This window comes from Sphingomonas sanguinis NBRC 13937 (assembly GCF_001591005.1).
GTDB lineage: Bacteria > Pseudomonadota > Alphaproteobacteria > Sphingomonadales > Sphingomonadaceae > Sphingomonas > Sphingomonas sanguinis.
On the sequence record NZ_BCTY01000001.1, the window covers coordinates 232,965 to 247,093 of the forward strand.

The 14,129-nt window shown below is 62.8% G+C and carries 10 protein-coding genes; 6 read left to right on the plus strand and 4 right to left on the minus strand.

The window, feature by feature from the left end; all coding sequences use genetic code 11:
• The first annotated feature begins 5 nt into the window (after positions 1 to 5).
• Both SSA01S_RS01020 and SSA01S_RS01025 read left to right on the plus strand, forming a co-directional pair.
• A complete protein-coding gene (locus SSA01S_RS01020; protein ID WP_061778790.1) occupies positions 6 to 1,058 on the plus strand; it encodes a LacI family DNA-binding transcriptional regulator in 1,053 nt (350 codons plus the stop codon).
• Positions 1,059 to 1,380: 322 nt separating this feature from the next.
• Entirely contained in the window at positions 1,381 to 3,222 is a 1,842-nt protein-coding gene (locus SSA01S_RS01025) for a HAMP domain-containing methyl-accepting chemotaxis protein (RefSeq protein WP_061778791.1), read from the plus strand.
• Positions 3,223 to 3,322: 100 nt separating this feature from the next.
• Here the strand turns inward: SSA01S_RS01025 and SSA01S_RS01030 are convergent, their stop codons facing one another.
• Complete coding sequence (locus tag SSA01S_RS01030; RefSeq protein ID WP_061778792.1) at positions 3,323 to 6,163, minus strand: TonB-dependent receptor; 2,841 nt, start codon at positions 6,161 to 6,163, stop codon at positions 3,323 to 3,325.
• 582 nt (positions 6,164 to 6,745) lie between these two features.
• Here SSA01S_RS01030 and SSA01S_RS01035 point away from each other — a divergent pair.
• Genes SSA01S_RS01035 through SSA01S_RS01045 form a run of 3 tightly spaced genes read left to right on the plus strand, consistent with a single transcriptional unit; the run spans position 6,746 to position 8,524 of the window.
• On the plus strand, positions 6,746 to 7,162 hold the full coding sequence (locus tag SSA01S_RS01035; RefSeq protein WP_058733574.1) for a DUF4383 domain-containing protein: 417 nt from the start codon (positions 6,746 to 6,748) through the stop codon (positions 7,160 to 7,162).
• The gene (locus tag SSA01S_RS01040; RefSeq protein WP_061778793.1) at positions 7,159 to 8,229 is read left to right on the plus strand and encodes a hypothetical protein; all 1,071 of its coding nucleotides are present in this window, start codon (positions 7,159 to 7,161) and stop codon (positions 8,227 to 8,229) included. The genes SSA01S_RS01035 and SSA01S_RS01040 overlap by 4 nt, the downstream gene beginning before the upstream one ends.
• Positions 8,213 to 8,524, plus strand: coding sequence for a hypothetical protein (locus SSA01S_RS01045; protein ID WP_244885495.1), 312 nt, complete (start codon positions 8,213 to 8,215; stop codon positions 8,522 to 8,524). Before SSA01S_RS01040 ends, SSA01S_RS01045 begins: the two co-directional genes overlap by 17 nt.
• Here SSA01S_RS01045 and SSA01S_RS01050 read toward each other — a convergent pair.
• The 3 genes from SSA01S_RS01050 to SSA01S_RS01060 form a co-directional block, all read right to left on the minus strand.
• On the minus strand, positions 8,452 to 10,077 hold the full coding sequence (locus SSA01S_RS01050; protein WP_244885497.1) for an FAD-binding oxidoreductase: 1,626 nt from the start codon (positions 10,075 to 10,077) through the stop codon (positions 8,452 to 8,454). The two genes, SSA01S_RS01045 and SSA01S_RS01050, sit on opposite strands and share 73 nt — an antisense overlap.
• A 655-nt stretch (positions 10,078 to 10,732) precedes the next feature.
• Positions 10,733 to 11,197: a metal-independent carbonic anhydrase family protein gene (locus SSA01S_RS01055; protein WP_061778795.1), complete on the minus strand. Its 465-nt coding sequence runs from the start codon at positions 11,195 to 11,197 to the stop codon at positions 10,733 to 10,735.
• A 242-nt stretch (positions 11,198 to 11,439) separates the two neighbouring features.
• Positions 11,440 to 12,537: a CobW family GTP-binding protein gene (locus SSA01S_RS01060; protein WP_061778796.1), complete on the minus strand. Its 1,098-nt coding sequence runs from the start codon at positions 12,535 to 12,537 to the stop codon at positions 11,440 to 11,442.
• Positions 12,538 to 12,782: 245 nt separating this feature from the next.
• On the opposite strand from SSA01S_RS01060, the gene SSA01S_RS01070 reads away from it, so the two are divergent.
• On the plus strand, positions 12,783 to 14,018 hold the full coding sequence (locus SSA01S_RS01070; RefSeq protein WP_061778798.1) for a GTP-binding protein: 1,236 nt from the start codon (positions 12,783 to 12,785) through the stop codon (positions 14,016 to 14,018).
• Positions 14,019 to 14,129: the final 111 nt, after the last annotated feature.

Sequence of the window (14,129 nt, forward strand, 5' to 3'; positions counted from 1 at the left end):
CGACCATGCCGCCCCGTCGTCGCCAGTCCGTCACCATCCGCCATGTCGCCGCCGATGCGGGCGTGTCGCTCCAGACCGTCAGCCGGGTCATCAATAAGGAGCCCAATGTCCGCCCCGAGATGATGGAGCGGGTGCAGGCATCGATCGCCAAGCTCGGTTATGTCCCCTCGATCGCGGCGCAGCGCATGGGCGGATCGCGCTCCTATCTGATCGTCGCGCTCAACGACCGGGAGCGGACCATTGCCGACTGGCGCAATCGCCAGGGCACCGACTGGGTCGACCAGATGATGCTGGGGGGTATGCTGACTTGCGCCGAGCACGGCTATCGCCTGATCGTCGAGTTGGTCGACACCCATAGCGACCATATCGAGCGCGAACTGCTCGGCGCGATTGCCTCGCTTCAGCCCGATGGCGTGATCCTGACGCCGCCGCATTCGGAAAATCCGCTGATCACACAACTGCTGGAGGCCCATGGGATCAGCTTTGCCCGGATCGGGTCGCTCAAGCCGGGCGGCGGCTTTGCGCTGTCGATCGACGATGAGGGCGCGGCGCGGATGGCGACGGACCATCTGATCGCGCTCGGCCATCGGCGGATCGGCTTCATCGCCGGGCCGGACGACTATGAACTGAGCGGCTGGCGGGTCGAGGGGTGGCGCAAGTCGATGACGGCGGCGGGCCTGTCCTGTGAGGGGCAATTGGCAAAGGGCGATTTCAGCTTCGCCTCGGGCCGGATCGCGGCTGGCACACTGCTCGACAGTGCGACCGCCCCGACTGCCATCATCGCCAGCAACGACCAAATGGCTTTGGCGACGCTGGAGCTGGCGCGCGAACGGGGGCTGGCGATCCCGGACGACCTGTCGCTGGTCAGTTTCGACGACACACCGATCGTGCGCTTCGTCCACCCGCCGTTGACGGCCGTTGTTCAACCTATCGCCGATGTCACCGCCCGTGCGGTCGAACTCATCATCGCCGAGCAAGCCGGGCGCCCTACTCCCACCGGTCCCGTCATCACCCCGGCCGAACTCGCCATCCGCGCCTCGACCGCGCCATTGCGATAAGGAAGGCTGCCGGGTCTGCATAGGCCAGGAAATCACCTCGCCCTTAGCGAAGCCACTCGATAAGAGACGAACAGATGCGGGCTGGGACGCTCTGCCGAGGATTCAGCGTTCGCCCTCCTTACCGCCCTGGCAGACGTCTTCGACATGCTCTCCTCTCGCACCAATAGGAATGGCTCTATCGGGACGAGTGCGACCCAAGCTTCTCAATTTAAAGAAATATCCCAGATCAACTCATTGGCAGTTGACTTCTGATAAATTCCGTTTTGCAGTCAAAGTTAAATTTTAAGCATTGGGAAATATACGGCTCCTTCAGGAGGACCGTATGACCATCCGTAGCAAACTCTTCGCCTGCCTGGCGGCGCTGGCGTTGTCGATTGTGCTGCTCGCGACCTTATCGTTCTGGAGCATGAGCACCAACAAGACGGCACTCGACTCGATCCTTCAGGATCGCCTCGTACCCATGCGCGACCTCAAGACGGTCGCCGACAAATACGCCGTCGACATCGTCGATGCCTCACACAAGGCGCGCAACGGCAATTTCACTTTTGCCCAGTCGGCCGCCAAGGTGCGAGATGGCTCGGAAAACTTGCATAAGCATTGGAAGGCGTATCGCGCCACCCAGATCAACGGGGAGGAAGCTGCCCTTGCGACGGAGGCCGAGACCCGGATGCGGGTCGCCGACGAGCATGTCGCCGAACTCCTCACGATCCTCAACAACGGAGACCGCGCCGCCCTTGACGGTTTCGTCCTGAACAAGCTCTATCAGAGCATCGATCCTGTATCCGACTCCATTGGCAAGCTGGTCAACCTCCAGCTCAAGATCGCGGAAAACACCGGCAACGCCGCCACCGCCACCGCGCGGACGAACCGCACCATTATGATCGCACTCGTACTGGGCGGAATTGCGGTGCTGGCCATGTCGCTGATCATCATCTCGTCGAAAGTGGTCGTTCCGATCCGGCGACTGGCCGAAACGATCCGGGGACTGGCGTCGCAGAACGGGACGGCGGATGTGCCGCACCTCGACCAAAAGGACGAGATCGGCGACATCGCGCGATCCGTCGACGTGTTCCGCCAGTCGGTCGTCCGGGCCGAGCAGGAAAAGGCCGTCGCTGCCGCACAGGCGACCGAGGCCCTGGCCACCGGCCTCGCCGCGCTGGCCGACGGCGATCTGACCTTCCAGTTGAAGCAGGATTTCCCGCCCGCCTACGCCAAGCTCCAGTCGGACTTCAACGAAGCGGCAGCCTCTTTGCGCAATGCCCTCTGGCAGGTCACCGAATCCGCGAGCGGGATCAACAGCGGTGCCAACGACATCCGCCAGGCCTCGGACGATCTCTCGAAGCGTACCGAGCAACAGGCAGCGTCGCTGGAGGAGACGGCAGCGGCCATGGACGAGATCACCACGACGGTCCGTTCGACCGCGGAGCGCGCCAACCGTGCCGACTCCGCCGTTCGCGACGCCCGTGACGAAGCGGAACGGTCGGGCGCGGTCGTGCGCCGCGCGGTGGACGCCATGGGCGGTATCGAGCGTACGTCGAACGAAATTTCCGAGATTATTTCGGTCATCGACGGCATCGCGTTCCAGACCAACCTGCTGGCGCTTAACGCCGGCGTGGAAGCAGCGCGCGCAGGCGACGCTGGCAAGGGTTTCGCAGTGGTTGCCTCCGAAGTGCGCGCCCTGGCGCAGCGTTCCGCTGAGGCCGCCAAGGACGTGAAGGCTCGGATCACCGCATCGTCCGTACAGGTGACGGCGGGGGTGCAGCTCGTCGGCGAGACGGGCGAGGCGCTTGAGCGTATCATCGGCAAGATCGGCGAGATCAACGGCCTGGTTTCGGCAATTGCGGCATCGGCCGAGCAGCAGGCCACCGGCCTCCAGCAGGTCAACACCGCCGTTTCCGAGATGGACGGTGTGACGCAGAAGAATGCGGCGATGGTGGAGGAGGCAACCGCCGCGGCGCGCAGCCTTGCCTCCGAGGTCGACGGGATGAGCCTCCAGATCGCCCGGTTCCGGGTGGGCAACGCGCCCGTCGCATCCGCCTCACCGGTCCATGACCTGCAACATCGCGCGGCGACCGCCGCACGCCGTATCGCCAAGCCCACGCCGCCGCGAACGGCAGGCAACACCGCGCTTGCGGTGTCCGAGGACGAGTGGTCCGAATTCTAAGCGGGTGATACGGTCTCGGGCGTGGACGTCATGGTCATCCATGAGGTCCACGCCCGGTCGCGTTCGCCTACGCTTCCCGAGGTGCCGGCTGAGCCATGGATCAGAAGCGCATCCGCACGCCGCCCGTAAAGCGACGGCCGGTGAAGCCGCTATAGGACAGAAGGCCAAAGGAATTGTCCTGATAGGACTTTTCGTTCAGCAGGTTCGTCACGTCCGCACTCAGATCGACATTCTCGGTCAGCTTGTAGCTGATCGACCCGTCCAGCTGCCCATAGGGTCGCACGAAATTGCCGTCGCCGAAGGTGCCGCCGCCATTCGAGTAGCGACCGCGATACGAATAGGAGCCACGAACACCGACGCCATATTTCTCGAAATAGGCGCCGACATTATAATTGTGCCGGGCGACGCCATCCAGCGGAAAGGCCTGTCCGCCCTGCGTGCGGGGGATGGAGGGCGCATCGATATAGGTGTAGTTTCCGAACAGCCCGAACCCGTCCAGCGTCCCCGTGACATAGGACAGCGGCAATTGCGCCGCGACTTCCAGGCCCTTGACGTCGCCGCTGAGCAGGTTGAGCGGCTGGTTCCGCCGGAACTCCAGCGTCGCGCTGCCCCCCGAGCGGTACGTGACCGTATGGGTCTCCGTCGTCTGTCCGGAGACGATATAGTCGGTCAGGTGCTTGTAGAAGCCCGCCACCGACAGCAACCCGCCGCGCGCGAAATAATATTCCAGCGACAGATCGAGCTGATCGGATTTGTAGGGCCTCAGCGCCGGATTGCCCGAAGAGATCGAGCGGATATTCGCATCGACCGAGGTGCCTGCGTTCAGCTGGCCCAGCCCGGGTCGCCCGATCACGCGCGCGGCGGCTCCACGGATGACCAGTTCCGGCGTCAGATTGTACCGGATGTTCAGGCTGGGCAGAAACGAACTGTATTTCGCCTTCAGCGAGGTCTGGCCTGCGGCGGGCACGGTCACCGTCACCCGATCCGCCTCGACGATCAGCGCGTCCAGGTTCGGGACCAACCCCTCCGAAGACGTCCGCGTCTGTACCCAGCGCACGCCGAAGTTACCGGCCAGACGATCGTCCATGCCGGCAAAGTCGACTTGGCCGTACGCGGCCAGCGTCTTCTCCTCGACATTGAACCCTGCGCCCGGCTGCACCGGGATCACCTGATCGTCGTAAAAGGCGGATCGCGGGACCACCGATGCGAATTTGCCCACATCGAACACCAGAAGGCGCGCATTGCCCGGCAATCCCGAGAAATCGCCCGCCGACAGAAAGGCTGCGGCCGGAATGCCCCCGCCGCCCTCGACACCGGGCGTGACGGTCAGCTTGCCATTCGATAGGGCCGCGATCTGCTGAGCGTTCAGGACCGAGAAGGCCGAGGTGTTCCTGAAGCGGCGGCCGCTGGCAAACACGCCGCCCTTGACCGATCGGATGAAGGAATCATCGCCCAGCGCGTAGGTAGCGTCGAACCGCCCTTCGATATTGCGGTCGGGGCTGGTGAAGGCCCCCAGATCCTCGGCATTCAGGTAGAAATTGCTACCGTTCAACGGGTCATAGCCGCGCGAAAAGCCGACCAGGGGACCTCCGCCCAGGCCGTTCGGGAAGGTGAGCTGTGCCGAGGCGCGACCCTGCGCCTGAAGGCCGAAGGTGCGGGTGTCGTTGGTCGCCCGGAAATAGGAACCCTGCGCCTCCAGCGTCAGGTTGCCGCTCTTCCATTTCGCGCCCTGCGCCACCGAGAAGACGTTGATCTTCGAGTTATATTCACGGGCGGTCGCCTGGATGCTGACGCCATCGGCATCCAGTGCGGTCAAGAAGCCCTGCGAGCCGCCGAGCAGCTGGCCGACGAAGCTCGTGTCGATCGTGCTCGATCGGACGCCGTAGTTGGTTCCGCCCGGAATCTGCGGTGCGATATCGGTGAAGCGGACCTGCGCGCGGCTGACATATTGGGTGCTCTTCAAGCTGCTGTAAAAGGCATCGCCATAGAGTTCGAGCTCTTCGGTCGGCTTCCACTGATAACCCAGGATCGCGGTCAGTCGGTCGCGACGCCCTTGCGTATTCCAATTATCGAAGCCGTGCTGGAAACTATAGGTATCGTTAAAGTCGCCATCGACATTGTAATCGATCGGCGGCGACTTGCCGCCCTGTACCGCGCGTCCGCTGCTGTCGAACAGCGGTGACTCGCGACTGGTTTCGGCGCCATAGGTGTTGAGGAACTTCTCGCGGTAGTCGCGGCGCTCAAAGGCGATGCCCGCGTTGACCCCGAAGGTGCCGCTGGCGTTCACCCAATTGCCGAGCGCGGCCACACGCGGCGTCAGCTTCCCGCGATTTTCCTCGTAAACACCTTCGATGGAGGCGCTGAGCGTGGTCTTGCCGATGTCGAGCGGCCTTGCGGTCTTGACATTGACCGTGCCCGACAGGCCGCCTTCGATCATATCGGCGGTCGGGGACTTGAGCACCTCGACCGAGCTGGTGAACAAGGACGAAAAGGCGGTGAAGTCGAACGACCGCGTGCCGCCGCTTCCCAGCGTCCGGCCATTATACTGGACGCGGGTAAATTCCTGCGGAAGGCCACGGATGGACGCGCCAGAACCTTCACCTGCCGACCGGGTGATCTGAACGCCGGTGATACGCTGAAGCGATTCCGCGAGGTTCAGGTCGGGGAATTTCCCGATATCCTCCGCAGAGATGACGTCGCTGACCACATTGGCGTTGCGCTTGATCTGGTTCGCGATGTCCAGCGATCGACGAAAGCCGGTGACGACGATTTCCGCGCCCTGTTCCGAGCCGACGTCGGCGCTCCCGACGCCAGGCGTCGCCTGTGCGGGGGCGGCCGTTGCCGTGGTGGCGTCGATCGGGCCGTTCGTCTGGGCATGCGCGGTCGATCCGACCGCCAGGCACGCCCCCGCTCCGATAAGAAGGCTGAATTTATAGCGCATGCTCTCTCCTTTTTATAAGTGAGAGTGCACCCGCCCATTTGTCACCAATTCGTGACAAAAGCTTGTGCGAGACCGGGCTGGCCCTCCCCCCTCACCGCCACGCTTCCCTGTCCGAGAAATCTTTAATGGCGCATATGAAAGTGTAACGTTACACATGAGAATGCAAGTGGATTTTTGAGGGCCTATTCATCGGCTTGCATCACGGCGGAATTTCTTCGCCATGGGTTGGCTGACGCCGAGGCAGCTTGCGCGGCGCCGGTCGGCGCGGTCCCGTCACGCTTGGGGGTGCATCCAGGATTGTCAGATCCGAAATCACCCGCCGCAACCGAGCGTGTCTTTTCCCAGACCCTTCGCCCCACCCCTCTCATCAGCCAAATTTCAGCGGGTGGTCACATGGGCAGGACTTGCCCAGCCCCCGACTTGCCGAGCCGCGACGTCGATTGGATCGGAGAAGTCGCCGAAGGGCGAAGCCCCCTTGGCGTCACCAAGGAGAAGGCAAAGCCAGCACCCTGATATGCGTTCTTTTGACGAGACGGACTATGCAATAAGCAGGGCCAAAAATACGCGGGAGGAACATCGGCGATGAAGACAGTGCGTGCGATCGGTGCGGCCTATTGCGTCGGCTTTATGCTGGTGGTGGCGATCGGACATATTCCGCCGTTTCTGGATGCGAACGGCAATCTGTTCGGGCTGTTCAAACTCGACCTGTATGACGACAGCCTTCACTTTTTCTCGGGCGTCTGGGCGGGCGTTGCGGCCTGGTGGTCCTATGGCGCGGCGCGGCGCTATTTTCGGCTGTTCGGCCCGCTCTATTTCGCCGACGGCGTGATGGGGCTGTTTCTGGGCAGCGGCTATCTCGACGGTGGCATCTTTCTCTACGGGCCGATCCAACAGTCGGTCGCCGTCCACATCTTCGCCAATCTGCCTCATCTGGTGATCGGTGGCGTGGCGATCTGGGTCGGGTATCGGCTCGCCCGTCGTCCCGAACCGGCACGGTGAAGCGCCGCTGGAAACTGACGATCGCAGCGGCAGCGCTCGTCGCGGGCGCGGTGAGCGTACCGGTCGTCTATATCGAAGGGGGCTGCCGCACGCCCCCGGCGGACCGGGGCAGCACCCCGCCCTATCGTTCGATCCTGCCGCCTGCCGACCGGCGACCGCTGGCAGCGACCTTTCTGACCTATCCCGAATGGCACATCGTCTATGAGGCGGAGAGCTATGCGCGCCATCTGGACCGCGGCGCGCCACCGAGCGCCTTTCCGTTCGGACGGCACATCGCGTCCTTCTGGACCAGCTATTGCACGGTCAACCAACTGACCATGGGTAGCCCGACCGCGAGCGACTACAAGCTGACCATCTATACCATCGGCATCAGCTACACCGCCGAACTGCTGGTCAAGGCGGCCTATGAACGCTCCATCGGGCGCTTATTCGAATCGCTGAGCGGATGGACAAGCGCCGACGACCGCCACGCCGCCACGGTCCAGCGACGCTATGGCGCATTTCTGCACGAAACGCCGTGGTTCCGCTTTCCCTTCGGTCAGGCGCTGCGGGACGAGTGGCGGACCGCCGAACCGGTCCAGCATGCGCGGCATTGGGAACGGCGTTTCGCGCTTTCGGCCGAATATGGCGTGAAGGCTCTCTATGCGAAGGCGATCGACGCGGCCACCCGGGCAACGGTGGGACATGATGAAACCACCTTGCGCTTCGTCGCCCGTGCAGCACCGCAGGCTCTGCGCGCCGTCGATCCCCGGATCGTGCCCATCGGCTCGAGCGCGGACGGTCTCACGATTGCGCAGGCACCGCGATACCAGCAGTTCAACGATATCCTGGGCAAGCTCGCCGACGCGCGGATCGACCTGATGGAGATTGCGGGTAACGGCGAGATATTCGTCACCCTGCTCCTTCCCGCCACCGCCGCGCCGCCGGGCAAGGTACGGCTCTCGCTGCCCATTGACCGGGCGGGATGGTGGCGGGTCGGGATCGTCGTGCCGGTGCGCGCGCTGACCGCCACGCTGCGACAGGTGCGGCAAAGCGGTGGCGAGGTCGAGCATGTCTATGATTATTGAGCGAGCTCTACGCTTCACGGCGCAAGCGGCGCTGGTCCTTGGCCTATGGGTCGGCGTGATGATCGCCATGCCGTTCATCGGCCCCGCCGGACGGCAGGTGGCGGTGGTCGGCGATGGCGCACGGGCGGTCCGGATCGTTGCCGAGGCGGGTGGTCAGGTCGTGGAAGTCCGTCACGGCGCAACCCTGGCGCGCAGCGACGCCCCCGACTTCGTAAGGCGTCTCTACGCCTTGGGCGCGCCGGCCGTCATCGAGGGGCGCATCGCGGCAGGCTGTTTCGCGAAGAAAGGCGCGTAGCGCGCATACCATGTGTTGCTGAACAGGCCTTTCGGGTCCCAGCTGCGCTTGGCCGCGAAGAACGTGCCGATCTCGGGATAGGAGCGCGCAAGCTGCGCCGGGGTATAATGAAGCTGATAGGGCAGGAAGAACCGCCCGCCCTCGCGCAGGCACAGATCGATCAGGTCGCTGGTCAACCGCCGCATCGCCGCCGTCCCCTCGGGCGTGGTGGGCTGGTTGAGATACAGGACCACCGAGAAAGCCGGTTCGGGTGCATAGCTGAGCGCATTGTCCTCGCGCCCGACCGCACGGATCGAGGCATTGACCAGATTGGCCTGATCGGCCCGAAGGATCGTCCGCATTCCATCGATGAACGGGATGATCCGGGCGCGCGGCACGAAATATTCATGGAGGATGTCCGTCTCGCCCGGCAGATTGTTGGCCAGATAGGCGACAGAGTCATGCATCGGGTCGTTGCGCGCGACCAGACAGGCCTCGCCCGAGCCTTGCGCCTGCGCCCGCGACACCGTGCACTGCTCAAACCGGTGTTCGAGATGCTTTTCGCTCCACCATTTCACCCGCTTGAACAGGTCGTTCCGCTTGGCGAGGTTGACGGTCAACCGCCGTATCCGGGTCGCGGCGACTTCGGACAGGGCGGCGCGGTCGAGCCCTTGGTCCTCCGGGTGGCGGGTATAGGTATAGACCAACGCCTCACGCAGCAGGCTGTCGGGTGCGGTCGAGAGATGGACGTAGCTGAGCCCCACGGCCGGGTCGGCGGCGATCCGTCGGAACGTGTCTGGAAATGCGCGATAGTCGATCCGCTTGCGACCGGAACGATAGACATCGTTGGGGACGACATCCAAGGTCGCGGACAAGATGACCCCGAACAGCCCGTATCCACCCACGACGTGGCGAAACAGGTCGGCATTCTCGGTCCGTGACGCAGTGACCACGCGTCCGTCCGCGAGCATCAGTGTGACGCGGCGCAACGATCCCATCACCGCACCCGCCCGGTGATCCATCCCATGCGCATTGACACTGATCGAACCGCCGACGGAGAAGATGTCGGTCGACTGCATCGCCTGGACCGCGAAACGGGGATGGAGGGCAAGCTGGATCGCGTGCCAGGTTGCGCCTGCCCCCACCGTCACCGTGCGCGCCTCCGGATCGAGATGGATCGCGTCCATTCCCCGCATGTCGAGCATCACGCCACCCGCACGGAAGGCCTGCCCGCCCATCGAATGGCGCACCCCCGCCGCCGATACGGTCAGCCCATGTGCGGCGGCATAGCGCAAGGCGGTGGCGACATCGGCTTCGGTCCTGATACGAACGACGCCCGCGACCGGGGTCCGGCTGAGGCAGCTGGCATCGTTGACATGGCCGCCGCGCTGCGACCAGTCGGGTTCCGGAACATTTGCGGGAAGCGGCGAAAGAGGCGAAAGCCGCGGCAGAATTCCGCTGCAATCCTTTGCCCCCACGGGGCCCGCTGCCAGCGGCGCGATGTAAAGTGCAGTACCTCCGGCAACAAGTGCAAGCATCGACACGCCGATGAGCAGATGCTGGTGTTTCGACACTGGCGCTCCTTTCTGCCACAGATGCTTGACGGCGGCGTCTCGTATCTCTGGCTTTCCTAAACCCTGTTGCTATGCCGGTCGCGGTTTCACAACCAGCGAGTATTTCGAGCGTTCGATGATTCTCATTCCTCTCGCTGCCTGAATGGCGCTCGCGGCCTGCTGCAAAGGTGGCGAAAGCGTGTCCATGACCAACGCCTCGATGGAGCAGGTCGCCAAGGTTTGGGTCAACGATCCGATCAATTGGTTACACAACATCCGTTGAAGGCCCACATCCTTGGGCGCATCACGCCGGGGCCGCCCGTTTCCGTTCCTGACAAATATTCCGTTTATCGCCCGGTGATGAACGCTGTCCCAAGCTTGGTGCGATGATGTCTCATCTCAACGTGACGACCCTGACCGCCGCACGCCGCCAAACAGCGTCGGGTCGGTGAAGCAATGAGCGAATAAGCCGGCATTCGCCCGCTCGTTGAGTGGGAAGCGCGCCGCGTCGAACGGCGAGTGGTGGCGTTCCCCAATGGCAATTGCCTGGGTTGGGTATATTCGGATCGAGATATTGTGGGGTGAATGGAAAACGCATGTAAGGTTGGCCGATGGCCCCCGCAGATAGGCGGCAGCCATTCGGCGCAAGGACCAAGAACGCTGCCGCAAGGCCCCATCAGGGTCGATATGGCAAGGACGATTGGTGGAGGATGATGCGAACCCTGCCGTCTTCACATTCCTTGAACACGAAACTCTTGTTCACGAAAATGTGGGTATCGTCCTGTCCGATGAAATGGACATTGCATTGCACGATCGCCAAATCGCCATGCAGGATGAAATCCTCTTTGCTATACCAAACCTTGACCCACGGCTTCAGCTTGAAGCCCGTGTCATCGGGGAATGCCTCGTTCCCCCCGATGAAATAAGCCAGAGCGCCCTCCTTTGTCGGACGAAAAGTCTGGGTGCCGAAGGTCAGGGTCGGTTTGAACAGAACCTTCCCATGGTCATAGTCGTAATTGTCGCTGAGCACCTGCATTGCAACGGCGCGCGCGTCGCCACCCTCGGAATGAGCCCTGCCGACCGCCACCACATTGTCGCACCAAGTCTGCAACGCCTTGTACACCATCGCTTCGGTAAACATCCATTCGTTCCTTCTGAAAGGTTCTGCCGGCTCTTTCGCCGGAGCGGTTGCCGACGCTGATGCTCCCCGCATGACGGCCTCTTCCAACGCATCGAAAGAGAAACAGCAAAAGCCCAGCCAGGACTGATCGCGTCCGCACCTGTCCGCATCGCAACGGCCAGCGGTCCCACGAAACCGTCATGTTAACGCCATGTCGGAGGGGCTCGGACAGTGTCGCAGGCTCAGCATGCTTAAGCCATGAATCAGGCCGGTATCTCCGGGGACACGCTTTCTATCAGCCCTTGAAGCTCGACATTCTGCAACCCCATCGTCATCAGCGCCAGCGTGCCACGCAATTCCTCCGGATCGATGTTGCGGGTGATGAACACCATTCGCGTACGCCGATCCGCCGACGGCCACCGGTCGAGCTCGACCGGTGGGTGAAAGACGTGCTGCACGCCATGGACGACCACGGGTGCGTCATATCCGACCAGGTTGACGATCCCCTTCACCCGCAGCAGATCCGCCCCCTTGAACATGGTGAGAAGTCCTAGCCAGCGATCGAAGGCGATCGGCTCCAAGGGCATATCGAATGTCAGGCAGGTAGCGCGGATACCGGCATTATGTCGGTTCACGTCATGATGATGGTGATGATGATGATCGGCGTGAGATGCTTCCTCCGCCAGCCAGCGGAGAACATCCTCGCTCTTGCTGGCGGGGTCCCATAGGCCGACGTCAAACAATAAGGCGGACTCCACCGCCCCATTGGTAACCGCGATGATGGGCGCAAACGGATTGAGCGTCGCAAGCCGGTCACGGATCATCTGCTGTGCGGCCTCGTCGGCCAGGTCGGTCTTCGTCAGCAGCAGTCGGTCGGCGACAGCCGCCTGCTTCACCGCTTCCGGCTGGGCATCGAGCGTGGCCATACCGGCCGCAGCGTCCACCGTCGTGATGACGGCATCGAGCCGGTAAAGCGGCTCCAGTCGCGGATCGGTCATCAGGGTGTGCAGGATCGGCGCGGGGTCGGCCAGGCCGGTGGTTTCGATCATCACCCGGTCGAACCAGCATTGTCCGTCGCGCGCGAAACGCCATGGTGCATCGCGCAGCGTCTGCGAAAGGTCACCGCGGATGGTGCAACACAGGCACCCGCCCATCATCTCGACCACCAGATCCTCATTCGATCGTGCGATCAGTTCATGATCGAGTCCGACTGCGCCGAATTCATTGATGATGACCAGCACACGCGCCATGTCGGGCGAACGGACCAAGTGATTGAGCACGGTCGTCTTGCCACTGCCGAGAAAGCCGGTCAGCACCGACACCGGGATGCGCGCGTTTGCGTCCGATACGACAGCGCTCATATCGTGCCCACCCTCGCCCCGGCCCGCTGGGTCGCAGCCGCACGCGACAGGATGCGCGAGCGCTGGACATGCGCCGTTATCACGCCCCGCAGCCCTAAGTAGCGGGTCAAGCTCACGACCGAAGCGGTTGCCAAATGGCCCAAGTGCCAGCGTTGCCCGCCAATCCTCTTCGTCGCTATACCACTGGACATCAAGCTGCGTCTCCATATATGTAATGTTGTAACATGTCTCACCGGATACGTGTCATGACAAGCCTCTCTTCGTCCGATCGCCGTCTTCCCGTCACCGTATTGTCGGGCTTTCTCGGCGCGGGAAAGACGACTCTGCTCAACCACATCCTGGCCAATCGCAAGGGACGGCGGGTTGCGGTCATCGTGAACGACATGTCGGAAGTGAATATCGACGCCGACCTCGTGCGTGGCGGCGAGGCTGCCCTTTCACGATCTGAGGAAGCGCTGGTCGAAATGACCAACGGCTGCATCTGCTGCACGCTGCGTGATGACCTGCTGGCCGAAGTCAGGGCGCTCGCCGAAGCCGGCCGGTTCGATTATCTGGTCATCGAGTCGACTGGTATTTCCGAGCCGCTTCCTGTCGCGACGACCTTTTCGTTCCGCGACGAAGCGGGCGTCTCGCTGGGGGATGTTGCACGGCTCGACACGATGGTCACGGTGGTCGATGCCCTGAACCTGCTTGCCGATTATTCGAGCCAGGATTTCCTTGCCGATCGCGGCCAAACAATGGGTGAGGACGATACCCGCAGCCTGGTCGGCCTGCTGGTGGAACAGATCGAGTTCGCCGATGTCGTTATCGTCAACAAGGCGTCGTCGGTATCGCCGGAGCAGCTTGGCATCGTAAAGAAGCTGGTCGCCAGCCTCAATGCGGACGCGGTCATCGTCCCGGCGGATCATGGGCGCGTGGAGCTGGATCTGATCCTCGCCACCGGGCTGTTCGATGAGGAAAAGGCCGCACGCCACCCACTCTGGGCAAAGGAACTGTACGGCTATGCCCATCATCAGCCGGAAACCGAGGAATATGGGATCGAAAGCTTCGTCTATCGCGCCCGCCAGCCCTTTGATCCGGCTCGCTTCCACGCCTTTCTGACCGATGGCGGCCTCGACCATGTCGTGCGGGCCAAAGGCCATTTCTGGCTGGCGACCCGGCCCGACTGGGTGGGTGAACTGGCAGTGGCGGGCAGCCAGACCGAAACGGCCCGTATGGGCCGCTGGTGGGCGTCGATCCCCAAGAATCAGTGGCCCGATGATGGCCGTTTCGAGGAGTTCGTCGCCAGACACTGGGACATGATCTGGGGCGACCGACGGCAGGAACTGGTCTTTATCGGCATCGGCATGGATGAGGCGCGAATTCGAGCCAGGCTGGATGCCTGCCTGGTATCAGGCGTGGCCTTCACGCCCGCGCTCTGGACAAACTTGCGCGATCCGTTCCCGGCCTGGGGCGAACGACAGTTGGAAACGGCCGACTGACGTTCGTGATACCCTCAGGGCGTCATCGCGTCCGTCTATCCCGCGCACGATCGGCAAGCACCGGACTTTGCCCCCCGTGCTGCGATGCTGGTGACCAGGAGCAGAATGCCT